Origin of the sequence: Acinetobacter colistiniresistens (genome assembly GCF_024582815.1) — a bacterium.
Taxonomy (GTDB): domain Bacteria; phylum Pseudomonadota; class Gammaproteobacteria; order Pseudomonadales; family Moraxellaceae; genus Acinetobacter.
Genome location: NZ_CP102099.1, coordinates 1,470,255 through 1,493,327, shown reverse-complemented (window position 1 = coordinate 1,493,327; position 23,073 = coordinate 1,470,255). Strand labels below are relative to the sequence as shown.

At 41.6% G+C, this 23,073-nt stretch carries 22 protein-coding genes, 2 pseudogenes and 1 other annotated feature; of the genes and pseudogenes, 9 read left to right on the top strand and 15 right to left on the bottom strand.

Annotated features, from left to right (window positions below):
- The first annotated feature begins 135 nt into the window (after positions 1 to 135).
- Positions 136 to 1,518 (top strand): WS/DGAT/MGAT family O-acyltransferase, encoded by a 1,383-nt coding sequence (locus tag NQU59_RS07230; RefSeq protein ID WP_005243968.1) that lies wholly within the window; start codon positions 136 to 138, stop codon positions 1,516 to 1,518.
- A 37-nt stretch (positions 1,519 to 1,555) separates the two neighbouring features.
- Here NQU59_RS07230 and NQU59_RS07225 read toward each other — a convergent pair whose 3' ends face one another.
- The 6 genes from NQU59_RS07225 to NQU59_RS07200 all read right to left on the bottom strand — a co-directional run bounded on the left by NQU59_RS07225 (position 1,556) and on the right by NQU59_RS07200 (position 6,308).
- Positions 1,556 to 1,729: a PA1571 family protein gene (locus tag NQU59_RS07225; RefSeq protein WP_005243969.1), complete on the bottom strand. Its 174-nt coding sequence runs from the start codon at positions 1,727 to 1,729 to the stop codon at positions 1,556 to 1,558.
- A 134-nt stretch (positions 1,730 to 1,863) separates the two neighbouring features.
- Complete coding sequence (gene rng / locus NQU59_RS07220; RefSeq protein ID WP_043972646.1) at positions 1,864 to 3,318, bottom strand: ribonuclease G; 1,455 nt, start codon at positions 3,316 to 3,318, stop codon at positions 1,864 to 1,866.
- A gap of 42 nt (positions 3,319 to 3,360) precedes the next feature.
- Positions 3,361 to 3,927, bottom strand: a complete 567-nt coding sequence (locus NQU59_RS07215; protein WP_257065477.1) for a Maf-like protein — start codon at positions 3,925 to 3,927, stop codon at positions 3,361 to 3,363.
- Complete coding sequence (gene mreD / locus NQU59_RS07210; RefSeq protein WP_005243982.1) at positions 3,915 to 4,406, bottom strand: rod shape-determining protein MreD; 492 nt, start codon at positions 4,404 to 4,406, stop codon at positions 3,915 to 3,917. The genes NQU59_RS07215 and mreD overlap by 13 nt, the downstream gene beginning before the upstream one ends.
- Positions 4,393 to 5,250, bottom strand: coding sequence for a rod shape-determining protein MreC (mreC, locus tag NQU59_RS07205; protein WP_005243984.1), 858 nt, complete (start codon positions 5,248 to 5,250; stop codon positions 4,393 to 4,395). Before mreC ends, mreD begins: the two co-directional genes overlap by 14 nt.
- 17 nt (positions 5,251 to 5,267) lie before the next feature.
- The gene (locus NQU59_RS07200; RefSeq protein WP_005226999.1) at positions 5,268 to 6,308 is read right to left on the bottom strand and encodes a rod shape-determining protein; all 1,041 of its coding nucleotides are present in this window, start codon (positions 6,306 to 6,308) and stop codon (positions 5,268 to 5,270) included.
- A 133-nt stretch (positions 6,309 to 6,441) separates the two neighbouring features.
- On the opposite strand from NQU59_RS07200, the gene gatC reads away from it, so the two are divergent.
- The 5 genes from gatC (at position 6,442) to NQU59_RS07175 (ending at position 12,167) form a co-directional block, all read left to right on the top strand.
- Complete coding sequence (gatC, locus tag NQU59_RS07195; RefSeq protein WP_004652310.1) at positions 6,442 to 6,759, top strand: Asp-tRNA(Asn)/Glu-tRNA(Gln) amidotransferase subunit GatC; 318 nt, start codon at positions 6,442 to 6,444, stop codon at positions 6,757 to 6,759.
- Positions 6,760 to 6,812: 53 nt separating this feature from the next.
- Positions 6,813 to 8,291 (top strand): Asp-tRNA(Asn)/Glu-tRNA(Gln) amidotransferase subunit GatA, encoded by a 1,479-nt coding sequence (gene gatA / locus NQU59_RS07190; protein WP_257065472.1) that lies wholly within the window; start codon positions 6,813 to 6,815, stop codon positions 8,289 to 8,291.
- Positions 8,291 to 9,760 (top strand): Asp-tRNA(Asn)/Glu-tRNA(Gln) amidotransferase subunit GatB, encoded by a 1,470-nt coding sequence (gene gatB / locus NQU59_RS07185; RefSeq protein WP_257065470.1) that lies wholly within the window; start codon positions 8,291 to 8,293, stop codon positions 9,758 to 9,760. The genes gatA and gatB overlap by 1 nt, the downstream gene beginning before the upstream one ends.
- Positions 9,761 to 9,857: 97 nt before the next feature.
- On the top strand, positions 9,858 to 10,337 hold the full coding sequence (locus NQU59_RS07180; RefSeq protein WP_257065469.1) for a hypothetical protein: 480 nt from the start codon (positions 9,858 to 9,860) through the stop codon (positions 10,335 to 10,337).
- Positions 10,338 to 10,448: 111 nt separating this feature from the next.
- A complete protein-coding gene (locus NQU59_RS07175; protein WP_257065468.1) occupies positions 10,449 to 12,167 on the top strand; it encodes a DUF262 domain-containing protein in 1,719 nt (572 codons plus the stop codon).
- Between the two features lie 52 nt (positions 12,168 to 12,219).
- On the opposite strand, the gene NQU59_RS07170 is transcribed toward NQU59_RS07175, so the two are convergent.
- The 5 genes from NQU59_RS07170 to NQU59_RS07150 form a co-directional block, all read right to left on the bottom strand.
- Positions 12,220 to 12,735, bottom strand: coding sequence for a hypothetical protein (locus NQU59_RS07170; protein ID WP_257065466.1), 516 nt, complete (start codon positions 12,733 to 12,735; stop codon positions 12,220 to 12,222).
- Between the two features lie 136 nt (positions 12,736 to 12,871).
- The gene (locus NQU59_RS07165) at positions 12,872 to 13,642 is read right to left on the bottom strand and encodes a hypothetical protein (protein WP_257065465.1); all 771 of its coding nucleotides are present in this window, start codon (positions 13,640 to 13,642) and stop codon (positions 12,872 to 12,874) included.
- 34 nt (positions 13,643 to 13,676) lie between these two features.
- Positions 13,677 to 14,744, bottom strand: coding sequence for a DUF1176 domain-containing protein (locus NQU59_RS07160; RefSeq protein ID WP_257065464.1), 1,068 nt, complete (start codon positions 14,742 to 14,744; stop codon positions 13,677 to 13,679).
- 550 nt (positions 14,745 to 15,294) lie between these two features.
- Positions 15,295 to 15,714: a hypothetical protein gene (locus tag NQU59_RS07155; protein ID WP_257065463.1), complete on the bottom strand. Its 420-nt coding sequence runs from the start codon at positions 15,712 to 15,714 to the stop codon at positions 15,295 to 15,297.
- Between the two features lie 35 nt (positions 15,715 to 15,749).
- Positions 15,750 to 16,334: a PAAR domain-containing protein gene (locus NQU59_RS07150; RefSeq protein WP_257065462.1), complete on the bottom strand. Its 585-nt coding sequence runs from the start codon at positions 16,332 to 16,334 to the stop codon at positions 15,750 to 15,752.
- 283 nt (positions 16,335 to 16,617) lie between these two features.
- On the opposite strand from NQU59_RS07150, the gene NQU59_RS07145 reads away from it, so the two are divergent.
- On the top strand, positions 16,618 to 17,367 hold the full coding sequence (locus NQU59_RS07145) for a DUF4850 domain-containing protein (RefSeq protein ID WP_257065461.1): 750 nt from the start codon (positions 16,618 to 16,620) through the stop codon (positions 17,365 to 17,367).
- A gap of 13 nt (positions 17,368 to 17,380) precedes the next feature.
- On the opposite strand, the gene NQU59_RS07140 is transcribed toward NQU59_RS07145, so the two are convergent.
- Complete coding sequence (locus tag NQU59_RS07140) at positions 17,381 to 18,280, bottom strand: LysR family transcriptional regulator (RefSeq protein ID WP_005244004.1); 900 nt, start codon at positions 18,278 to 18,280, stop codon at positions 17,381 to 17,383.
- Positions 18,281 to 18,380: 100 nt separating this feature from the next.
- Here NQU59_RS07140 and NQU59_RS07135 point away from each other — a divergent pair, with 100 nt between their 5' ends.
- Positions 18,381 to 18,953, top strand: coding sequence for a chromate transporter (locus NQU59_RS07135; RefSeq protein ID WP_005244006.1), 573 nt, complete (start codon positions 18,381 to 18,383; stop codon positions 18,951 to 18,953).
- Positions 18,950 to 19,465: a chromate transporter gene (locus NQU59_RS07130; protein ID WP_005244007.1), complete on the top strand. Its 516-nt coding sequence runs from the start codon at positions 18,950 to 18,952 to the stop codon at positions 19,463 to 19,465. Before NQU59_RS07135 ends, NQU59_RS07130 begins: the two co-directional genes overlap by 4 nt.
- Before the next feature lie 49 nt (positions 19,466 to 19,514).
- Here the strand turns inward: NQU59_RS07130 and NQU59_RS07125 are convergent.
- The 3 genes and pseudogenes from NQU59_RS07125 to NQU59_RS07115 all read right to left on the bottom strand — a co-directional run.
- Positions 19,515 to 20,711: pseudogene (locus NQU59_RS07125) on the bottom strand (M13 family metallopeptidase); the annotation flags it as partial.
- A gap of 38 nt (positions 20,712 to 20,749) precedes the next feature.
- A protein-coding gene (locus NQU59_RS07120) for an IS3 family transposase (protein ID WP_107114716.1) occupies positions 20,750 to 21,969 on the bottom strand; the annotation gives its coding sequence in 2 pieces (ribosomal slippage) (positions 20,750 to 21,693 and positions 21,693 to 21,969; 1,221 coding nt in all).
- Positions 21,578 to 21,694: a sequence feature (AL1L pseudoknot), on the bottom strand. Its footprint overlaps the gene before it by 117 nt.
- A gap of 48 nt (positions 21,970 to 22,017) precedes the next feature.
- Positions 22,018 to 22,878: pseudogene (locus tag NQU59_RS07115) on the bottom strand (M13 family peptidase); the annotation flags it as partial.
- Positions 22,879 to 23,073 lie beyond the last annotated feature (195 nt).

Here is a 23,073-nt window from a genome sequence, read left to right as displayed (position 1 = left end):
TTCGCTGACTCGGTTGTCTAAAGTCATATTTTAACCAGAACAAACAGTATATACTGCGCAGAACGGTTCCAATAATTCTAATAAGAGCTCCAAGAGAGTATCTTAGAAAAAATGCGATGAGAGGCTAGATCTGCTATGCGCCCACTACACCCCATTGATTTTATCTTTCTCTCGCTAGAGAAAAGACAACAACCTATGCATGTAGGTGGGTTGTTTTTGTTTGAGCTTCCAGAGAATGCGTCACCCACATTTGTTCATGATCTCGTCAATGAAATTCGACAATCTAAGAGCATTCCCGTTCCCCCATTCAATAACCAATTGAATGGTTTATTTTGGGGTGAGGACAGCGAATTTGATCTCGACCATCATTTCCGCCATATTGCCTTACCCAATCCGGGACGTATTCGTGAACTTCTGGTGTACATCTCGCAACAGCACAGTTCTTTAATTGATCGTGCCAAGCCACTTTGGACCTGTGACATTATTGAAGGCATTGAGGGCAATCGCTTCGCCATGTATTTCAAAATCCATCATGCCATGGTCGATGGCGTAGCCGGTATGCGTCTGATTGAAAAATCACTTTCGCAAGACCCGAATGAAAAACATGTGGTGCCACTCTGGTGTGTAGAAGGAAAACGCACCAAACGTCTTAAAGCCCCGAAACCACCAACGGTCAGTAAAATTAAAGGTGTGATGGAAGGGATCAAATCGCAACTGGAAGTTGCGCCGAAAGTTATGCAAGAACTTTCCCAGACTATTTTTAAAGAAATGGGCAAAAATCCAGATTATGTCTCGACCTTTCAGGCCCCCCCTTCAATATTAAATCAACGTGTAAGCTCTTCACGTCGCTTTGCAGCACAATCTTTTGAGCTCGAACGTTTCCGCCGTATTGCCAAATCATTGGGCGTGACCTTAAACGATGTCATTTTAGCCGTATGCTCAGGTGCTTTACGGGAATATTTGCTCAGTCATAACAGTTTACCAAAGAAACCGCTCATTGCGATGGTACCTGCTTCAGTTCGTACTGATGATTCAGATGTCAGTAACCGTATCACCATGATTCTGGCCAATCTTGCCACGCATATTGAAGATCCGATTGAGCGTCTGGAAATTATTCGCCGTAGCGTACAAAACTCTAAACAGCGTTTTAGTCGTATGACCGCCAATGAAATCTTGAACTATAGTGCGGTTGTATATGGTCCCGCAGGTTTAAATATTGCGTCAGGTATGCTCCCGAAACGCCAAGCTTTCAATCTGGTCATTTCTAATGTACCTGGTCCACGCGAGCCTTTATATTGGAATGGTGCGAAGTTAGATGCGCTCTACCCTGCATCAATTGTAATGGATGGTCAGGCGCTCAATATCACCATGACAAGTTATTTGGATAAATTGGAAGTGGGTTTGATTGCGTGCCGTAATGCTTTGCCTAAGATGCAAAACTTACTCACTCACTTAGAAGATGAAATTCAACGCTTTGAACAAGCCATTCAGGATTTACCGCAGAAAGTGGCAAATTAATTGCCCAGAGAAAAATTAAGGGGCTTTCAATGGCCCCTTATTTTTTAATTGTGCGACAACGCTGCAACAGCTGGTGGCAAGCCAAACGAATCATTGCCGTGGTAATCTGAACTTCTTTACCTTGACTGTCTACCATATAACATGTGTTTACAGGATTACTGTCCAAAACATGCTTAAAACCGTGGTTCACTAAACTTTCACTCACATTCATGATCTATACCTCATATTATTTGCTAAGGCACCTAAAAGTACCTATGGCTCATTTTATGGTTCTAGTATTTAAAATTCGTGATAGAAAGTAAAATTTCAGTTGTAACAAGGCTTAAGCGAAATCTTGTTACAACTTTAGGTTAAAATGATATCGTATTGCTCTTGCGTATACAGATTTTCAACCTGGAATTTAATCACACGATTAATAAAATGTTCTAAATCCGCGACAGCTGGGGCTTCTGCTGTTAGTAAGCGGTCAATCACTGCTGGATGTGCAACGACAGTAAAGCCACCCTTGGAATCAAATGCACGGGCATAACGCAAGATCTCGCGAAATATCTCGTAACATACTGTCTCTGCTGTTTTCACATAACCGCGCCCCTGACAGGTTGGGCATGACTCACACAACAAATGTTCTAAAGATTCACGGGTACGCTTACGGGTCATTTCGACCAGACCCAACTCAGAAACCTGCGTAATTTTAGTTTTGGCGTGATCACGTTCCAGCATACGCTCAAACTGACGCATCACCTCTTCACGATGCTCGGCTTCTTGCATGTCAATAAAATCAATAATGATAATACCACCCAAATTACGCAGACGAAGTTGCCTTGCAATTACCTGAGTGGCTTCCATATTGGTTTTAAATACGGTGTCTTCCAAACTGCGACCACCGACATAAGAACCGGTATTCACATCAATGGTGGTCATGGCCTCGGTCTGGTCAATCATCAGATAACCACCTGACTTCAGTGCCACGCGAGTTTGTAAGGCTTTTTGAATATCCTCTTCGACATTGTATAAATCGAATAACGGCTTTTCGCCCGGATAATGGATTAAACGGTTTTGAATGGTCGGCACAAACTCACTCACAAACTCGCTCAGCTTGCCATGAATCTCACGCGAGTCGACATAAATCTTCGCAGTTTCATCACTGGCCAAGTCACGCACAATCCGTTGCGGTAAAGGTAATTCTTCAAAAATCAGTTCAGCAGTTGCAGCTTCTTTTTGTTTACGCTGAATAAATTCCCACAGCTTGCTCAGATAGCACATGTCCTGCGCAATCGCAGCATCATCGACCCCTTCAGCAGCCGTACGCACAATCACACTGCCTGGTAAATTATGTTCAGCCTGAATGCCTTCAATAATGCCACGCAAACGATCACGTTCTTCTTCAGACTCGATCCGTTGTGACACACCAATATGGTTGCCATAAGGCATCAACACCAGATAACGAGAAGGAATGGAAAGATCGGTACTGAGACGTGCGCCTTTAGTGCCAAGCATGTCTTTCATGACTTGAACAGTCAGCATTTGACCGGGGTGTAACAGCTCAAAAACGTTGGGGGTTGGCTGCGAACGCGACCACACCATATCGTTAATATGCAAAAAAGCGGTTCGAGACAAACCGATATCCACAAAAGCAGCTTGCATCCCTGGGAGTACACGGACTACTTTGCCTTTGTAGATATTCCCTACTAAGCCACGTTTTACAGTTCGTTCAACAAATAGTTCATTGACCGTACCATTTTCAATCAAGGCCACACGACATTCCATCGGCGTGACGTTAATCAGCAACTCTTCTGCCATAACAAACTCAAAACTTTATAAAAATTCTTATACCCGAAAGTGTTAGCGTAGTGCTTTAACCCTTTCTAATAACTGTGCTGTCTCATGCAAAGGCAAACCAACCACATTACTATAGCTGCCACGGATTTGCGGAATATATTGCGCTGCAATTCCCTGTATTGCATACGCACCCGCTTTGCCTATCGGCTCGCCTGTTGCCCAATATTTTTCCATGTCTGCATGACTGAGTTGTTGTAACTCAACTTGCGTTGCCACCACGGTACTCAACATCTGAGTCGTGCTTGCCACACAAACACCAGAGTAGACATCGTGCCATTGCCCAGAAAGTGCAGACCAGATAGCAAAAGCATGCTGCTTCGACTCTGGTTTGCCAATAATCTGCCCAGCGAAACTTAAACTGGTATCTGCTGCAATCACGATGGCATCTGGATATTTATTTAAAACAATCCGTGCCTTATCTCGCGCCAAGCGCTCGACATAATGCGCAACTGTTTCGCCATCCCGCACCGTCTCATCGACATCTGGACGATAGGTATCGAAATCCAGTCCTAGTTGCTGTAACAGCTCCTGCCGACGAGGCGAGCTTGATGCGAGAATTATATGCGCCATTTATGTAAACAATAATAAACTAAAGGCCATACCAGCACACTGCTCACCAAGGGTTGCCAGTGTCGTGCAATCGAAAAGTGCGCGCCTGCGATGGTCTGGCTAATCCACAAAAATGTCAGATGTGCAACCACTGCAATCAGCGCAATTGCCCATGAATTGCCAAAAGTCAGAATACGGCGTTCCCGAATAAAATAACGTATTCCAAAAGTGATAATGACAAAACTCAGCGCATTTAAGCCAAATGGTGCGTCCAGCAACAGATCAGCAAAAAGTCCCATGCCAAATGCAAACCAGACCCCACACCACACGGGCTGATAGAGAATCCAGAACAGCATGATCATCAGCATGACACATGGACGCCATCCAGAGGCCTCATAGGCCATTGGATAGACCATGAGTACTGAACCCACCACAATAGACAGGATAATCATCCAGAGTGGATCTTTACGCTTCTCATAATTTAACTTAGCGATCGGCATAAGGTTGCTCCTGCGCTAAGGATTCAGAGAATAGCACCACCACATGATGACCACTGGCAAGTTGAGCTGCCGGCGTGACATCAATTTCAGCAAACTCACCCGACGTATGTCGACTGACTTTAGATACAGTACCCACTAAATAACCTGCTGGAAAATGTTCACCCAAACCGGAACTAAACACTTTGTCTCCAACCTGAATATTGGCACTGGTTGGTACATATTCCATTTTGAGTTGACCCAAATCACCTGTACCTGAAATGATTGCACGCATGCCTGTCCGTTCTAAACGTACTGACAACGAATGTTCTTTATCAGAAAGCAGCATGATACGCGCGCTATGAGGATAGACATTAATAATCTGTCCCATAATCCCTTTATCATCCAACACCGTCTGCCCGACTCTTAAATGATCGACGGAACCACGGTTAACGATAATAATATGGCGCAATGGGTCTGCATCCGTTCCAATCACTTCCGCAATCTGCATACGCCCATCAATAATCAATGGGGTATCCAAAAGCCCTCTTAAACGGTTATTTTCCGCAGAAAGTTCTGAAAGTTTTTGTAGACGGACTTGAGCTTGAAGAAGTTCTGCTTGCATCGCGGTATTTTCACGGCGCAATTGAGCTTCAGATTTGGTTTGTTGATTAAGCCATTCTCGCGACAGTACAGGATAGCTTGCCAGCGCATAAATCGGGTTATACGCGGCATACAAGACATCCCTTGCTGGCTGAATTACATAGGGCATGCGCCAATCAAAGAAAAGCACCACCAAACATGTAATGACCGCAATGACAAATGAGCGAAAAGATGGCGGTTGTCTTGAAAAAAGATTCGGTTGCACCGCCTAGTCCTTATGATTTAACCAACGAAAAGCATGTCATGGTTTGGATTGTCAAAGAACTCTAATACTTTACCACCACCACGAGTGACACAAGTTAAAGGATCATCTGCAACAATCACAGGTAAACCTGTTTCCTGAGCAAGCAATTTATCGAGGTTACGCAACAATGCACCGCCACCTGTCAACACGATACCACGCTCTGCAATATCCGAAGACAGCTCAGGTGGTGTTTGCTCAAGCGCAGATTTCACTGCACTCACGATGCTTTGTAAAGGATCGGCAATTGCTTGTGTGATTTCATCAGAAGTCACCGTAATCGCGCGAGGTACACCCTCAGCCAAGTTACGGCCACGAACTTCGATTTCGAGGGTTTTGCCGTCAGTCACAGCCATACCCACTTCTTTCTTGATCACTTCAGCTGTGGTTTCCCCGATCACACAACCGTGCGCTTTACGAACGTAGTTGATGATCTGTTCATCAAACACATCACCGCCGATGCGTAATGAGTCTGCGTAAACACAACCTTGTAATGAAATGATTGCTATTTCAGTCGTTCCACCACCCACATCAACCACCATCGAACCACATGCTTGCTCAACTGGCATACCTGCGCCAATTGCTGCAGCCATCGGTTCTTCGATTAAGCGAACATCACGTGCACCTGCATTGAATACAGCCTCACGAATTGCACGACGCTCAACCAAGGTTGATTTACATGGTACACACACCACGACACGTGGTGCTGGTGGGAATAAACGCTTTTCATGCACTTTGCCAATAAACTGATTCAACATGGTCTCAGTCACTTCAAAGTCAGCAATCACACCGTCTTTCATAGGACGAATCGCTGAAATATTCGCTGGTGTACGACCTAACATTTGTTTAGCATCGAGACCTACAGCGGCAACAATTTTTTGTGAACCACTATGGCGAATTGCCACAACAGTTGGTTCATTTAATATAATGCCACGGCCTGGTGCATAAATAAGTGTATTTGCAGTACCTAAATCAATGGCTAAATCCGGCGAAAACAAGCCAATTAGTCGTTTTAGAATCACGGGGGCGTTCTCAATTAAACTTTGTGTGAATACAAGGTGGCAACTTTAACTAAATGTGATGATTTGAACAAGTCAATCGCTTATTATAACGCACGATATTTTGAAATTTTTTAATACTGAATTAGGTAAAGTTATGTCTACATCATCAGATGCTCAGCAGACAACAGACTTAAATGCGCAAACGGTATCGCAAATTGCACACCTTGCACGTTTATCTCTCAATGACACGCAATCTGCTGAATATGCTCAAAGTTTAAATAAAATCCTTGGCATGATGGAAAGCTTGAAAGGCATTAATACCGATGATGTTGAGCCTTTAAAGAGCCCATTTGACAACCCGCAACCCCTACGCGCTGACGTTGTGACTGAAAGCAACCATCGTGATGAATATCAAGCGGTCGCGCCTGCTACAGAAGCAGGTTTGTACCTCGTACCTCGCGTAATTGAATAAGATTTATTCGATTAGTCAATATTTTATATTTAGAATGTAAAGAAATTTTTCATATGACAGATTTACATCGCTTATCAATCCGTGAACTCTCTGAAGGCTTAAAAACAGCCCAATTTTCATCACGCGAATTGACTGAACATTATTTGAAGCGTATTGCCCAAATTGACCCAAAAGTAAAAAGTTATGTAACAGTGACTACAGAACAGGCGCTTGCGGAAGCAAATGCGGCTGATGCTGCACTGAAAGCAGGCAATGCCCATGCGCTGGCAGGTATTCCGCTTGCGCACAAAGATATTTTTTGTACCCAAGGCATTAAAACCACTGCCGGTTCAAAAATGCTGGATAACTTCATTTCACCATACGATGCAACGGTGGTTGCAAAAGCGAAAGCTGCGGGTCTCGTGACTTTAGGTAAGGTGAACATGGATGAGTTCGCAATGGGCTCAACCTCTGAAAACTCTTATGTCGGTGCAACCTCGAATCCTTGGGCACTGGATCATGTTCCGGGTGGTTCATCTGGTGGTTCTGCTGCGGCTGTCGCGGCTGATCTTGCGCCGATCGCAACAGGAACCGATACGGGTGGCTCCATTCGTCAACCTGCTTCATTCTGCGGCTTAACTGGCTTAAAACCGACCTATGGTCGTGTATCTCGCTTCGGTATGATTGCGTATGCATCATCACTGGATCAGGGCGGCCCAATGGCGCGTTCGGCAGAAGACTGTGCGTATTTGATGAATGTGATTGCAGGTCATGATGCCAAAGACTCGACTTCAATCAACAAAGAAGTGGACGATTACGTTGCCAACTTAAACGGCACAGCGGTGAAAGGCCTACGCATTGGTATTCCAAAGCAATACTTCAATGTGGCAGGTTTAGACACTGATGTGAAAGCACGCGTTGAAGAATCGTTGAAAAAGCTTGAAGACATGGGCGCGACCTTGGTTGAGATTGATCTCAACATGACTGAAGCCTATGTACCAACCTACTACTTGATCGCACCTGCGGAAGCCTCTTCGAACCTATCACGTTTTGATGGTGTACGTTATGGCTACCGTTGTGAAAATCCTGTGGACTTGATGGACTTGTACAAACGTTCACGTTCAGAAGGTTTTGGTGCCGAAGTACAACGTCGTATCCTGATCGGGACTTATGCCCTTTCTGCGGGTTACTACGATGCTTACTATGTGAAAGCACAAAAAGTACGTCGCTTGATTCAGCAAGACTTCCTTAAAGCATTTGAAAATGTCGACGTGATTGCTGCACCATCTGCACCAACCACTGCTTACAAAATCGGTGCGAATCTCAGCCCGACTGAAATGTATTTAGGCGATATCTATACCCTTGCTGTGAACTTGGCAGGTCTACCTGCCATCAACGCACCTGTTGGCTTTGATAAAGACAGCTTGCCTGTGGGCTTACAGTTGATTGGTAACTACTGGTCAGAATCACAATTGCTTTCGATTGTGCATCAATATCAACAAAACACAGACTGGCATACCAAACGTGCGGCAATTGCTGAGGAGAATGCATAATGGCTGAAGCTCAAAAGTTAAAGTTAATTGACGGTTGGGAAGTCGTTATCGGGATCGAGATCCACACGCAGTTGGCGACCAAGTCTAAAATCTTCTCTGGTTCATCGACTGAATTTGGTCAAGACCCAAATACGCAAGCCAGCCTTGTTGATTTAGCCATGCCGGGCGTATTGCCTGTATTGAATGCGGAAGTGGTTGATCTTGCGATTCGCTTCGGTTTGGGGATTGATGCCTATATCGACCAAGCCTCGGTATTTGCGCGTAAGAACTATTTCTACCCAGATTCGCCAAAAGGCTACCAGATCAGCCAGATGGACAATCCGATTGTTGGCTTGGGTCATATCGACATCCAGCTTGAAGATGGCACTGTGAAGCGTATAGGCGTGACTCGTGCCCATCTTGAAGAAGATGCAGGCAAATCGATCCATGACCAATTCGAAGGTATGTCGGGTATCGACTTAAACCGTGCGGGCACACCATTGCTTGAAATCGTATCTGAGCCAGATATGCGTTCAGTTGAAGAAGCGGTTGCCTATATCAAGTCGATTCACACGCTCGTGCGTTGGTTAGGAATTTCTGACGGTAACATGGCAGAAGGTTCATTCCGTGCTGACTGTAACGTATCACTCCGTCGTCCGGGTCAACCTTTTGGTACGCGTTGCGAGTTGAAAAACCTCAACTCATTCCGTTTCATTGAGCAAGCGATCAATGTTGAAATTGAACGCCAGATGGAAATCTTGGAATACGGCGGCGAGATTGATCAGGAAACCCGTTTGTTCGATCCGAACAAGATGGAAACCCGTTCAATGCGCTCAAAAGAAGAAGCGAACGACTATCGCTACTTCCCAGATCCAGATTTATTACCTGTGATCATTGCTGACGAGCAGATCGAAGCGGCACGCGCTGCCCTTCCAGAACTGCCTAAAGCGCGCCGTGCGCGCTTTATCGCTGACTTCGGTGTGACTGAGTACGATGCGCATGTATTGACGCTGTCACGCGAAATGGCGGACTTCTACGAAGCAGTTGTAGTCGCTGCTGGCGGTGCTGCACAAGGTAAAGTCTCTGCAAACTGGGTAATGGGTGAATTCTCAGGCGCTTTAAACAAAGCTGGCCTGGAATTGGCGGACTCTCCTGTTTCTGCTGAGCAATTGGGCGGCATGATTGCACGCATTATCGACAATACCATCAACGGTAAAATCGCAAAGCAAGTGTTTGGCTTTATGTGGGAAGCAGAAGGAAAATCTGCGGATGACATCATTGCTGAGAAAGGCTTAAAGCAAGAAACCGATACCGGCGCGATTGAAGCGATTATCAAAGACGTGCTTGCAGCCAATGAAAAAATGGTTGAAGAGTACAAGTCTGGTAAAGAAAAAGCCTTTAACGGTCTTGTTGGTCAAGTTATGAAAGCTGCAAAAGGCAAAGCTAACCCTGCTCAAGTGAATGAATTAATGAAAAAATTGATTGGTTAAACTGATCTGATTTCAAAAGAAAACCCGCTTTAGAGCGGGTTTTTTGGTTTTTATAGGGTAAAATATCCACACAATAAATTTTTAAATTAAAACTGACATGATCATTCAACTTATGAAAAATAGATTACTCCTGAGTACCTGTTTGCTTTTGATCAGCAATTCTAATTTTGCACAAATACCTCAAGTCCCTAAAGCCGATACGAATGCTATTTTTAAAGCAGCAGGTTTTACAAAAAGTAAAAAAGGCTGGAAAAGTGATTGTTCAGTCGGTGAAATTACAGCTTATGCCGATTTAAACGGTGATGGGCTAAAAGATGCAATCGTTTCAGATTACGGCACCATGTGTTATGGCAATACAGGGGTTGGTTATTATGTAGTTTCCCAGCAAAAAAATGGAGAATGGAAGCAATTATTTAGTAATTCTGGTATACTAGAATTACTAAAAACGACAGGAAAAAATGGCTGGCCTGATATTGAGAATGGTGGACCTGGATTCTGCTTTGCCATTTATCGTTGGGATGGTCAAGCTTACAAGGTTAACCGTTATGAATATGAGGGTAAGGCTTGTGAGATGTAATTAATAAAGCATAAAACTAATGAATTAAGAAAAATTTGATTAATAGTTGACTAACATATTATTTCTATGAAATAAAAGACCACTTTTGATACGGGGCTTTTAAGGTTTAATATGTCATTCCAAACACCAATAACTATTGCAAATGCAATTGAAAAAATTGAAACAAACAAATTTCTATTACCAGCAATTCAAAGAGAATTTGTCTGGGAATCTTCAAAAATAGAATGGCTTTTTGACTCCACCATGAGAAACTATCCAATTAGCTCATTCCTTTTTTGGGAAGTAAAAGAAGACACTGCTAAAAATTATAAATTTATTAACGATTTTAGAGATCGTTACAACACTCATAATAAAGAAATTTCAACAAATGGTCTTCAAACCTTTTACGCAATCTTAGATGGTCAACAACGTCTAACATCTTTATATATAGGGTTAAAAGGTAGTTACGCTTATAAAGAATATCGTAAAAAGTGGGAAGATACCGAATCGTCTATTCCTACCCGACATTTATATTTAAACATTACTCAACCATTAGAAAATGAGGAAGATGGTAGATATTATGAGTTTTCCTTCTTAGAAGTAGCAGCAACAAAGCAAGCCGAAATTTATAGAGATGGTAATCAAGAATGGTTTAAAGTCGGTTGTATATTAAACTATGTCTCAGAGCAGAAATTTGATTTATTTGTTGAAAACATTAATAATCCATTTTCAAGAATTGCATTACGACAACTAAGAAGAACGATATTAGAGTATAAAACAATTAACTACTTCTTAGAGGAAGAGCAAAATCTAGACAAAGCATTAAATATATTTATTAGAATTAATAGTGGTGGTGAACCATTAAACTTCTCTGACCTTTTAATGTCAATTGCAGTTGCAAATTGGGAAACAAAAGATGCTAGAAAAGAAATCCACAAACTAGTTGACAACATTAGAGATAAAGGTTTTACCATTTCTAAGGACCTAATCTTAAAAACATTTTTATATCTCCACAATAAAGATATAAAATTCAAAGTGACTAATTTTACGAGAGAAAATGCTAAAATATTTGAGTCTGAATGGGAAACAATAAGAGACTCAATTCTATCTACATTTGACACAATTAAATCATTTGGATTTACTGACTATACTTTAACATCAAAGAATGCTGTAATCCCAATAATATATTATATTTATCATCGAGATATTTACAAAGACTTTAACAATATAAAGTCTTATAAAAATGATCGTGAAATTATAAAAAAATGGCTACACATCGTTTTAATAAAAAGAGTTTTCGGTGGAACATCTGACAACACTTTAGCCCAAATTAGAAAAGCATTTACAAACGATATAAACAAAGAGTATTTATTATCTGAGATAAGCTCATTTCCAGATCAAAATATATTCTCTCAGATTCGGAAAGATACTGCTATTAATGATGATTTCATCGAAGATATCCTTAGCACACAAAAGGAAAACAAATATGCATTCTCTATTTTAAGCCTACTATATCCACACTTGGATTATAAAAACAATAATTTCCACAAAGATCATATTCATCCTGAATCTAGTTTCAAGTACTTATCTGACAATGATAAGTCCAAATATGACTGGGCATCATATAATAGTGTATGTAATCTTCAAATGCTTGATGCAAATGAAAATATGTCAAAAAACGGGAAACAACTTATTGATTGGATCGAGCTAGAAACAAAGGACAAAGATAGAGTTTCCTTTCTTGAAAATCACTTAATTCCTAATATTGACCTAGCTTTAGCGAATTTCGATAATTACTATCATAAAAGAAAAATTTTACTTACCGAAAAATTAAAATTAATTTTACTCTGATAAATAAGGCCCCTCTTGTATTAATTACAATTTGCAAGAGGGTTTCCTTTTATTACCTAACCACACCCAACTTATTCCAGATATCAGGCGTTAAAAAAGTCGTCACTAATTTATTTAAATCAATATAACGCAAGGTGCCTTGCAACTGCTGTCTGACCGCTGGGTCTTTAACAATATCCTGACCTGCACTCTGACCTAACTGCTGAAAAGCCTGTCCAACGGCTTGAATTCCTTCAGCCTGAATCACGGCTTTGGTCTGTTTCGAACACTGCTCCACAATCACACGCTGTAACACCTGTGCCAGCTTCTGATCCAACTGGGTTTTCTGCTCAGGTGTCACATTACTGAAAGACTTTAAATCAGGATGCGCTGCCAAAGCAGTAAAAGTCCATTGCAAAACCGTGGTCTTATCCGCAGCGGTAGTCGCCTTCACCAAACAATCACTCAATTGATCGACCGTCGGCCCTGCCATCGCCACTTGGGTTGTGCCCAACACAGCCGCAGCCATCAACACAGAACAACTCAAATGAGAAAATTTACGGCGGGCAGAAGTATAAACACGAGACATAAGCACAGTTCCAAATTGCAATCTTTCCCTTTGTACCATGCTCTGACAAGATCATCTGTTATGACGCTGTAAATTGCGTAAACCCACGCACTCAAAGCTTTGACAAAATGTAAAAACCATGAAGATGGTAAATCACTCAACCTGCACCTTCATAATCCCACTCTGCTGGAATATTCGGTTGCTCAGGTGCTTTATTTAAATCGATATTCAGGTTACGACTGCCCTTAAATGATTTCTCTCCCGAATCTGACGCAGGTGATACATCCAAACTGTAGCGATAACGAAATTGCCAAAGCATCGGCTTAATCGGACGGATATCTAGGCTCAAACCATCTTCATCATGGCACTTGCCCTTAGAGTTTTCATAATCCTGTTCCGAGAAACAGGCCCGAATCATACGGCTAAAATTAAAAGGATAGTTTTCAATAAAACGATGCGTCTGACCTGAATTCTGTAACTCATAAAAACTGGCACGTTCAACACTAGCACCGCCACCTGAATATGATTCTGTCAAAGTATCAATCAGCGCAACCGCATAACGGTTTTGATCCATTGGAAACAGTTTAGGGTAAATATATTGTTTTGATCGTGCAATTTCCTCAGTAGGCGCTAATGGAATCTGCCATTGCGTCAATACTTTAAAGCCAGAATTCGAATGACTAAACTGGGCAATATTACCCTCAGACAATAACCATAAACTTTGATCAGGTGTTTTTAAACTCAGCCATTGTGGTTTCCTCTGACACAGCTCTTTCACTTGTTCACAGAGTTGCGTCTGTTCCGTTGCACTCAGTTGCCCCTTTTTAAATTCCAGAATTTGTAAGGGCGCAGCCAAAACAGATGCACTCAAACAGGTGGATGCGCCCAGCAAAATCATTGCACCTAAAATCATCTTATTTGTGAGCATGCTATCTCCTTAGGCTATTTTTATCTTCACGGTATTACTTAACCACGGCTTCAATCTGATCAAGATCCCAAATCCCACCTGCCGCAAGGCTTCGGCACATCCCTGTCCATCGGTCTTTGGTATGGACAAACTGCTGACCATCCCAGACCCATTCATCACTTGACCAACAATCCCCGAAGCCACGCCCTTTCTGAGCGCTACTGAGAATCCCTGCATGAAAATCAGTGGAATGCTCTGTCACAAAAGTGGCTTGATTTGCAAGTGACTCATCCAACACCCATGCACCATAGCCTTCGTTATAAGCACCCTGCCAGCATAAGGTCGCTGCCAATACTTTTTTATTGGTCAATTTATACAGATCAATCGCTTGAGGTGCTGTTTGCTTGCCATTATAAGCCCCTCTACAAAATTCTTCTTTTTTAGGCAGTGGCTGATTCGCCATCAGATTTTGATAGAGTGCGGCATAGCGTTTATCACTTGGCCGTAAGGTCAAATAAGGTTTACTCGACGTTTTGATGTGTTTTACGATGAGTTTGGGTTGAGCTGCCAATACATTCGATTCATCAGCTTTACCCTTTTGGATCAAAGCGCCCACTGTACCGATACGCTTTTGAAAATCATCCATTTTTAGCAATACGGCAGCCATTCCTGTATCTGAGATTTGCCATTGCAGATTGGTATTTTTAAAAACAATTTTGGTTGTTTTCTTGGGTTGTTGTAATAAGGCCTTCACTTGGTTTGCAGAAAGTTTTCCCATCACTGGAAAATCGGTGCCCTCCTCTAAAACCACCTGCCCCAAGTCCTTGCCATTGACATAAAAATGGATATTTTTAAGTTTTTCTGCTGGCATGGAAACTTCTTGAAAACGTGACAATGCAAATTCGACCTGTACAGGTTGCCGCGCACCAGCCTGACGGGTCAATAACAGCGATGCGGGTTCATCATCACTATATACCTGATAATAACCTGCTGCTCGGCAAGTGCCTGTATTGCTACAGTATATTTCCCAATCTTCATGATAAAATGCAAGACCTTTGGTCTCTTGGGCAAAGACGCTAGAACTCAGGACAGCAAGGTAACAGGCTAAAAGGATCTTTTTCATAAGATTTATGCTCTAGACCATCTAAATTGAATGTTATTGTTTTAATCATTATGAATACTGACATGATTACTCATACTATATACGTTTTTAACGCTACAGATTAAGCAACTTTACCAAAACACAAAATAAATCAAATCACTGTTTTTAAATAAATTTTAATTATTTTTCTTTAAAAAAATTCAATCAAGAATGCAAGAGGAGTTGTAATATAGAGTAACATTCTAAGCATCATATACCCAAACAAAAGAAGAACATCACTCACAATGAAATGAGCATCCTCGCTATTGAGTTGAATAAATAATATAGAGACTACAACACTAGAGAAAATGATAGAAATAAATGCCCTAAGAGAATAATTTTTAATAAATTGAGTAAAAAGAAAAAAATATTCGCAATAAAAATAACTGACAAAGTAAAAGCTAAAACATGGTCTACAATAATATGTCTATGAAAATAATCATAAGAATAAGCAAAACCGATAATCAATTGTAAATTGAGTAATCCCCACCCTAGATAGCTTGACTTCGTCATGGTTTATTTCTCAATATTTTTATGGGATTAGAGATTTTATCGAGTTCCTTTTCAACGTAGATAGTAAGAAAATATCAGGTGGTAAATTCTTAAATACACCAATCCCTGTGATTGCATTGGAGGTACATCTAGTGCAGCTCAAAACACCACTGCAACCCTCTTCATTTAAAATTCTGTCTTCAATCTTTAGGAACTCATCTTTAGTAAGATAAAATGTATAAATATACACTTCACCACCATCAGCTAGTTGGTATTCTAAGTAACTTCTATAGACATCAGCTCTCTTTTGTGGCTCATACACAGGGAACAGTCGTAACCGCCCTTCAGCAATTTCTGGATAATAAAAACTTCCATTGGGATCAAATATCTCAAACCCCTTCGGGCTGATAAGCAACATTCCAGCATGAGTACCAACCATAACATCGTTATTATTTACCATAATCGTAATTCTGTAGGAAGTTCTCACCTCAATTTTTACTGGATCTTTTTATTGTTACCCCCTACTGTAAGTGTCTTATTTAAAGTTTTCATTAAAAATCTTTCCAAATCAAAATTATTGATTTCTATTGTTATATTTTCAGCTCTTTCACTATTCGATATATTTTTTGTATATCCATTTTCATCAGTAACGCCTTCTTCTATTTCCCCATTTTCTCTATGTATTAAATATGGAATACCTGATAGTACATTTCCTGTTTTCTGGTCAACAAGCATAAATTGATCAGAGAAGAATTGACCATTTACATAATCTGTTAGTAGAGGTACGACGTTTACGAAAGTATCTTTTCCAGAATTACTGCTACGGACAGCTAAATCTGAAATCTTTATATACCTTGAACCACAAGTAGAAACATCACCAGCAACAATAGGATTTCGTCCATTAACTTGTATGAATCCTCTTTCAGTAGCAATCGCTTTTGATAAAACTTTGCACCGCGGGCAGTAATGAGTCATTCCTTCTAGATGAATAGCCTTTCCATCGACTAACCATATTTCCTCGCCTTCCAAAATTTTACCACCATGATCGGTGAAGCAACCTCTTGTTATAAATGCTTGCATATCTGACTAGCTCTAATTAAGAAAATATCAGCACTAGATTAGTTGCTTTACCTTTGTTCCTTTAATTTTTTAAAAACTAAATTATGTAATTATTATTAATTCATAGTTTTGTAATAAGGCATGAATTCTAACTAGAAAAGCCTTTATAAATTCTTATCCTATTAATTAGAGCAATGAAAACCTAAGTAGCATTCAGTCTATTTTTTTATTATGATTAAAATCTGCTTTCCCCCATATTTCAAACAACATGTTAATTTTAACTCACACCAAAATGCACACTAAAATGAAAACATTCATCACTATTTCCGCTGTTTTATTCACATTATCAACCACTTCAACTCATGCAGAGGTTAGTACCTTTCAGCCTATTTTTCCTAAATTTTCAAACACTTCTCAAGAGCGAAAGTCCGAAAACCAAATTTATGCCTTGGGCGAAGTGTCCTTTGTCAACAATGTCCGTGTTCCCTTTTATGGGGTCACAGCACTGAATCCTGCCGATGAAGGCTTATTAAAAGACTTTAAAAGCTGTACCGCAAAAAGTTGCCATTTTGACTTTAAGCTAGATACACATCAGGCCAAGCAACTCAAATTAGTTGCGCTACCTGAAATTGGTGTCGTACTTGTACCTAAAGATTGGTACGATGTGGAGGCACATGCGGGCGCAAATGGTACGGGTTCGGCCTTGCTGATGAGTCCAAATCAAAAACAGGCCATAGAATTATACGATTCATCCTTTTGTGTCGGTTGCGGTATGCCCAATGCCACGCTTTACTTTCCCAACCTGTTAAAAGAAAGTATTGAAAATGAATTTGGTGGCTATAAAGACCCAAAAAAATTGGTCACTGTGGTTCATCCCTCTAAAAATGTGGCTTTCTTTAGTTATCAGATTCCGAACTTCAACAATAAAACCCATGGTGTGGCGAAATACCATGACGAGGACACCTTTAATTTTAGAGAAATCACCGTCACTCTGGATCAATCACAACAGCACTTGCTTGGGCCAATTTTAAATTTTTATCACTTTAGCCACTAGTAACCTAAAACTTTCAAGTCGTTTGACTGGCTTTGAGTAGATTTAAAAAATGCTCCACCCGAACACTATTGCCTTTGGCACGACAAATCGCATAAATCGGGGCGATACACGGCTTTTTCGCTTCTAGCGCTTTATACACAATCTGTTTATTCCAGAAATCCTGAATCGATGCGGGGACAATTGATAATCCAATCCCCGCCGCAATCAGATTAAGGCTCGAAGTTAGACGTGGTGCTTCCTGCACAATATTCGGGTTAAACCCGGCCTGATAGCAATTTGCCAAAATATTATCAAACAGGTCCTGCCCCGCAATACGGCGATACAACACAAACTCATACGGCTCTAAATCGAGTAGGCGGATTGATCCCTCTTGCTCAACCAAAGGATGATTACTCGGTAAGGCCACAATCAAGGGCTCATCCAGTACATGAATGCTTTGAACTGCGGCATGAATCGGCGCGGGTTTGCGCAGAAAAACGATATCCAGTTTTTCATTGATCACTGCATCGGTTAAGGCGGTACTGCTGTCTTCTTCCAAATGAATGGCGACGGCAGGAAACTGTTCCCTGAATTGACGTAATAAGGCAGGCAAAAAAGGATGCAAACCTGCCGAGTTGGTAAAGCCAATATTGATCTGACCTTCCAAACCTTGGGCAATGTTTTTCACCCGTTTGGGAATCGACTGGGCATGCGCCAAAATGGTGATGGCTTCCTGATATAAAGCCTTACCCGCTTCAGTGACTTCCACACCACGAGGCAGACGTTTGAGCAAAGCGGTATCCAGCTCTTCTTCCAGACTTTTAATCAATCGGGTCAACGGTGGCTGTTGCATATGCAGTCTAACTGCGGCTTTGGAAATATTGCTTTCTTCTACCACAGCAACGAATGCATTGAGCTTATGAATATCAATCATACATACCTTAAAAGTATAGATAGCGGCAAAAATAGCATTTGTGAATATACCACAAATCTTCCATGCTATAGCTCACAAGGTTGAACAGAAAGGTAATCCAATGAAAGCCCAAGCCCTATCAATAGCGAGTGAACCACTAACGACTGCTCCTGATTGTAAGGCACTTTTTACGGGATTTATGAAATTGGGATTGATGGGTTTTGGTGGTGTTTTGCCACTGGCGCATCGCATTATCGTTGAAGAACATAAATGGATTGATGCTGGCAAATTTACCGACTTGCTGGGTATCTGCCAGTTATTACCGGGCGGCAACATCATCAATATGGCCGTTGCCATTGGAATGGAATTCCAAGGCGTGAAAGGTGCGATCAGTTCAGTGCTCGGTTTAATCTCCGCCCCAACAGCAATTGTGCTGATCATCTATCAGGTCTATGAGCATTTTCAGTATCTCCCTGCCGTTAAACACATGATTCAAGGTTTGGCAGCGGCTGCCGCAGGCTTGCTGTTTGCAACAGGATTTAAGATGCTCAAGCCAATTTTAAAAAGCTATCTGACTCTTTTTACCATTGGCCTGACTTTCGTGTTTATGATCTGGATCAAGCTGCCCTTAGCCCTGACTTTAGCAATTTTACTGGCCATTAATATGCTGGTTTTAGGAGTGAAAAAATCATGATTTTGCTGACACTTGCAATTGTATTCACTCAACTTTCGCTACTGGCTTTTGGTGGTGGTAATGCCATCCTGCCTGAAATGCAACACCAAGTGGTGACCGTGCATCAATGGATGAGCGCAGAACAGTTTAGTTCACTGTTTGCCATGGCACAGGCTGCCCCCGGCCCGAATATGATGATTGTGCCTTTGGTCGGCTGGCATGTGGCAGGGCCAGCCGGTTTGTTAGTCACTTCATTGGCGAAGTTTGGCCCATCTTCCATCATTACCATTTATGCGCTGAAATTCTGGGAACGCTTTAAAGCCAATCCATTACGGGCACGCTTTGAAAAAGCGCTGAAACCGATTACCGTGGGTTTGGTTCTGGTCAGTGCGTGGTTGATTGCCGATGCATCTGCACAAAACCTGCTTTTGGTCGTCATCGTGATTGTAACCGCGATTCTCGGCATGTTTAAAAAGATTCATCCCCTCTGGGTCATGGCCGCAGGCGCAGGACTTGGAATCGCCTTCCTTTAAAATGACAATAAAAAACCTGCTTGATACAGGTTTTTTATTGCATCTCGAACTACCAGATACTGACCCGTTTTTCAGGCGCTAAATACATTTTATCTCCCGCTTTGATCTTGAAAGCATCGTAGAACGGCGCTTGATTGACTAAAGCTCCGTTGGCACGCACTTTATCGGGTGCATGCGGATCAGTTTTTAAATACACTATCGCTTGCGCTTCACGGGTTTTGGCACGCCAGACTTGCGCCCAGCCCATATAGAAGCGCTGCTCACCGGTACGCCCCTCGATCATAGGCGCAGGCTTCCCTGCTAACGAAATTTGATACGCTTTATAAGCAATCGATAGACCTGAGTTATCGGCAATATTTTCACCCAAAGTCAGTTCACCGTTGACGTGATAGCCCGCAATGGGTTCATAGGCATTGTATTGGGCAATCAAGGCCTGTGTTTTGGCTTTAAATTTCTGATGATCTTGCTTGGTCCACCAGTTGCGCATATTACCCAACTCATCAAACTGGCTGCCTTGATCATCAAAACCATGACTGATTTCATGCCCGATCACACTGCCAATCCCACCATAATTCACTGCATCATCGGCATCGATATTAAAAAATGGCGGTTGCAGAATTGCAGCAGGAAAAACGATTTCATTTGATGACGGGTTGTAATAGGCATTCACGGTTTGCGGTGACATAAACCATTCGTCACGATCAACAGGCTTACCCAATTTATCCAGACTGTCTTGATGTTCAAACTCTCTGGCACGAATCACATTACCAATCAGGTCACCATCTTTGATCTCTAGCGCAGAATAATCACGCCATTTGTTTGGATAGCCGACTTTAATCGACAAACTGGCTAATTTCTTCTTGGCCTGTAATTTGGTTGCAGGACTCATCCAGTCCAGTTGGCTAATGCTTTGATCATAGGCTTGAATCAGATTCTGTACCAAGGCATCCATACGCTGTTTTTTATCCGCAGAAAAATGTTTTTCTACATAGATCTTGCCCAGACCATCACCCAGTACCCCATTCACAGTTTGCACACCACGCTTCCAGCGCACTTCCTGCTCGGCAACATCGCGTAAAGTCTTACCATAGAAGGCAAAGCTTTCATCAACCAAGGCTTTGTTCAAGAATGGCGAAAAATTACTGATCAGGTTCCATTTAAAATACGCCTTCCATACATTGAGAGGTGTTTGATTGAGGACAGGATCAAGCGCTTTAAAATAGCTGATTTGATGCACTTGAATGGTGAACCGTACCGGGTTTGTCGGAGACTTTTTTATTTAAGTTAGGCCACCTGACCTAACGGGTTAATCTTATCATAGTACATTGCTTCAAACTCAAAAGGCGATACATAACCCAGTGCACTGTGTACACGCTTTTTATTGAACCAATCTACCCAGTTTAGTGTCGCAAGTTGTACATCTGCTAAACCTTGCCAATCTGCTTTTAAATATTCAATCACCTCTGTTTTGTATAAGCCATTCACCGTTTCAGCCAGAGCATTATCGTATGAATCACCTGTCGTACCGACTGATGCTCGTAAATTTGCAGCATCTAAACGATTGGTATAGCGAATAGAAAGATATTGAACACCTCTATCGGAATGATGAATCACATTCTTTGGCATGCCTCGATCGTGCAATGCTTGCTCCAATGCATCGAGCACCATATCTGTATTCATCCGTGTAGATACTTTCCATCCAACAATTGCTCGTGAGAACACATCAATAATAAAGGCGGTATAGACCCAGCCTGAATGTGTTTGAATATACGTAAAGTCACTGACCCATAATTGGTCAGGTCGATCAGCACTAAAATTCCGTTTCACTAAATCATCTGCTCGTTTTTGATCATCTCGGCTACGGGTGGTTTGTTTATTCTTACCACGCCAAACACCTTGTATACCTAGCTTTTGCATCAATCGAGCAACTGTACAACGTGCAATAACATAACCCTCACGTTTCAATTTTTGCCAAACTTTACGTACACCATATCGACCTGAACTTTCTTTCCAAATACGTTTGATTTGCTCTGCATGATGTAAATCATGCAGAGCACGTTTCGCTCGATGTTCTGGGTTATCAACGAAATCTAAAGCCCGATAATAGGTCGAAGCTGCAATCGGTAAAATTCTACAAATCGCTTCAACACCATATAACGCCTTATTGTTATGGATAAAATCCACCATTATTTGTGTGGGCGGTCGAGCTCCGCCTGGGCGAAAAAAGCGGCTGCTTTACGTAGAATTTCATTGGCACGTTTTAATTCTTTAATTTCACGTTCCATTTGCTTCATTTTTTCTTGGTCAGATACCTGTTGTACTTTGGCGGGATTTTGTTGATCTAAGTATTTTTGATACCAAACACGAAGTGTTTCAGGAGTACAGCCAATTTTAGGAGCAATTGCGGAAACTGCTGCCCAATTCGATGGATAATCTTTTTCAGATTCAATTAGTAATTGAACCGCTCTTTCTCTAATTTCGGGGGTATAGTTTGGTTTTTTCATCGGAATAGTCTCTCAGAATATTGAGTCTCCGACAAACCCGGTACGGTTCATGGTCTGGATTTTGTCCTTGACCCCGACGGTATTGAGATAAGCATCCCAATCAAAGCTACGGCTCAACTTGTTTAAGTCTTTCAGTCGGTAAATATTGTAACGCTTAGATAAATCACGGTTCTGGACATTACTCCACTGAATCTTAGCCAAGTCGGTTTCAAGCTTTAAAATTTCTTTTGCGTGCTGTGCCGCTTGCTGATCGCCTGCCAGTTGTAGCATGCGTTCAATATGCTTGAGATATTTGGTACGTGTTTCCACAAACTTCTGGTCATCTTTTAAATAATAATCACGGTCAGGCAAACCGAGTCTGCGCTGTGCCAGTCCCGCAATCATCACATCAGAATGCTTCATGTCTTGATCAATACTGATATCAAACGGCGTTCTGACCCCGATGCGAGAGAAATGCCCCATTAACGTAGCAAGCTCTTTTTTATTTGCAATTGCATCGACTCGTGCCAACTCTTGCTTTAACGGTGTGATGCCCTGTGCCTCAATTTCTTTTTCATCCATGAAACTGGCATACAGGCTGGCAACTTTCTGCTCAACAGTCCCAGTTGTCCATTTTTGTGCGCTCAGTGCTTCAACAATAGTGTGCAATTGATTGGTCGATAACTCCTGCAACTCATTGAATGCACCCCAGCGTGATTTATCAGCAGGAATCTCAGTATCTTTCAGCCATGTGCCATTCACATAGTTATAAAAGTCCTGATTGGAAGACACACTGTGATCAATATATTGCTGGTCAATACCTGAGATTTTTTGCGTTGTGGAAGATTGAATGGCAGAGTCTGCGTATACATGTGCAGTAAAAGCCGTCAGTGCCAGCGCCAATGCACTTTTAAGCAATACAGGTTTCATGATTTATCCTATTTATTTAGGTTCTAAGTTATACAAAAGAAAAATGAGAGATCATTAATTTTATCAAGCGACTATAGTGAAGTAGTTTCATCAAATAAAGTGATTTTCGTTGCAATATATATTCACTTTTCACATAAAAACCACAAACTGGCTAAAATCGTTGGTAATAAAAAAGCCCTAGCATCAAGCTAAGGC

Excerpts from the sequence above, each read along its gene's own strand:
- NQU59_RS07230 (WP_005243968.1), top strand. The coding sequence starts at position 136 with ATGCGCCCACTACACCCCATTGATTTTATCTTTCTCTCGCTAGAGAAA.
- NQU59_RS07225 (WP_005243969.1), bottom strand. The coding sequence starts at position 1,729 with ATGAATGTGAGTGAAAGTTTAGTGAACCACGGTTTTAAGCATGTTTTG.
- rng (WP_043972646.1), bottom strand. The coding sequence starts at position 3,318 with ATGGCAGAAGAGTTGCTGATTAACGTCACGCCGATGGAATGTCGTGTG.
- NQU59_RS07215 (WP_257065477.1), bottom strand. The coding sequence starts at position 3,927 with ATGGCGCATATAATTCTCGCATCAAGCTCGCCTCGTCGGCAGGAGCTG.
- mreD (WP_005243982.1), bottom strand. The coding sequence starts at position 4,406 with ATGCCGATCGCTAAGTTAAATTATGAGAAGCGTAAAGATCCACTCTGG.
- gatC (WP_004652310.1), top strand. The coding sequence starts at position 6,442 with ATGTCTACATCATCAGATGCTCAGCAGACAACAGACTTAAATGCGCAA.
- gatA (WP_257065472.1), top strand. The coding sequence starts at position 6,813 with ATGACAGATTTACATCGCTTATCAATCCGTGAACTCTCTGAAGGCTTA.
- gatB (WP_257065470.1), top strand. The coding sequence starts at position 8,291 with ATGGCTGAAGCTCAAAAGTTAAAGTTAATTGACGGTTGGGAAGTCGTT.
- NQU59_RS07180 (WP_257065469.1), top strand. The coding sequence starts at position 9,858 with ATGATCATTCAACTTATGAAAAATAGATTACTCCTGAGTACCTGTTTG.
- NQU59_RS07175 (WP_257065468.1), top strand. The coding sequence starts at position 10,449 with ATGTCATTCCAAACACCAATAACTATTGCAAATGCAATTGAAAAAATT.
- NQU59_RS07170 (WP_257065466.1), bottom strand. The coding sequence starts at position 12,735 with ATGTCTCGTGTTTATACTTCTGCCCGCCGTAAATTTTCTCATTTGAGT.
- NQU59_RS07165 (WP_257065465.1), bottom strand. The coding sequence starts at position 13,642 with ATGCTCACAAATAAGATGATTTTAGGTGCAATGATTTTGCTGGGCGCA.
- NQU59_RS07160 (WP_257065464.1), bottom strand. The coding sequence starts at position 14,744 with ATGAAAAAGATCCTTTTAGCCTGTTACCTTGCTGTCCTGAGTTCTAGC.
- NQU59_RS07155 (WP_257065463.1), bottom strand. The coding sequence starts at position 15,714 with ATGGTAAATAATAACGATGTTATGGTTGGTACTCATGCTGGAATGTTG.
- NQU59_RS07150 (WP_257065462.1), bottom strand. The coding sequence starts at position 16,334 with ATGCAAGCATTTATAACAAGAGGTTGCTTCACCGATCATGGTGGTAAA.
- NQU59_RS07145 (WP_257065461.1), top strand. The coding sequence starts at position 16,618 with ATGAAAACATTCATCACTATTTCCGCTGTTTTATTCACATTATCAACC.
- NQU59_RS07140 (WP_005244004.1), bottom strand. The coding sequence starts at position 18,280 with ATGATTGATATTCATAAGCTCAATGCATTCGTTGCTGTGGTAGAAGAA.
- NQU59_RS07135 (WP_005244006.1), top strand. The coding sequence starts at position 18,381 with ATGAAAGCCCAAGCCCTATCAATAGCGAGTGAACCACTAACGACTGCT.
- NQU59_RS07130 (WP_005244007.1), top strand. The coding sequence starts at position 18,950 with ATGATTTTGCTGACACTTGCAATTGTATTCACTCAACTTTCGCTACTG.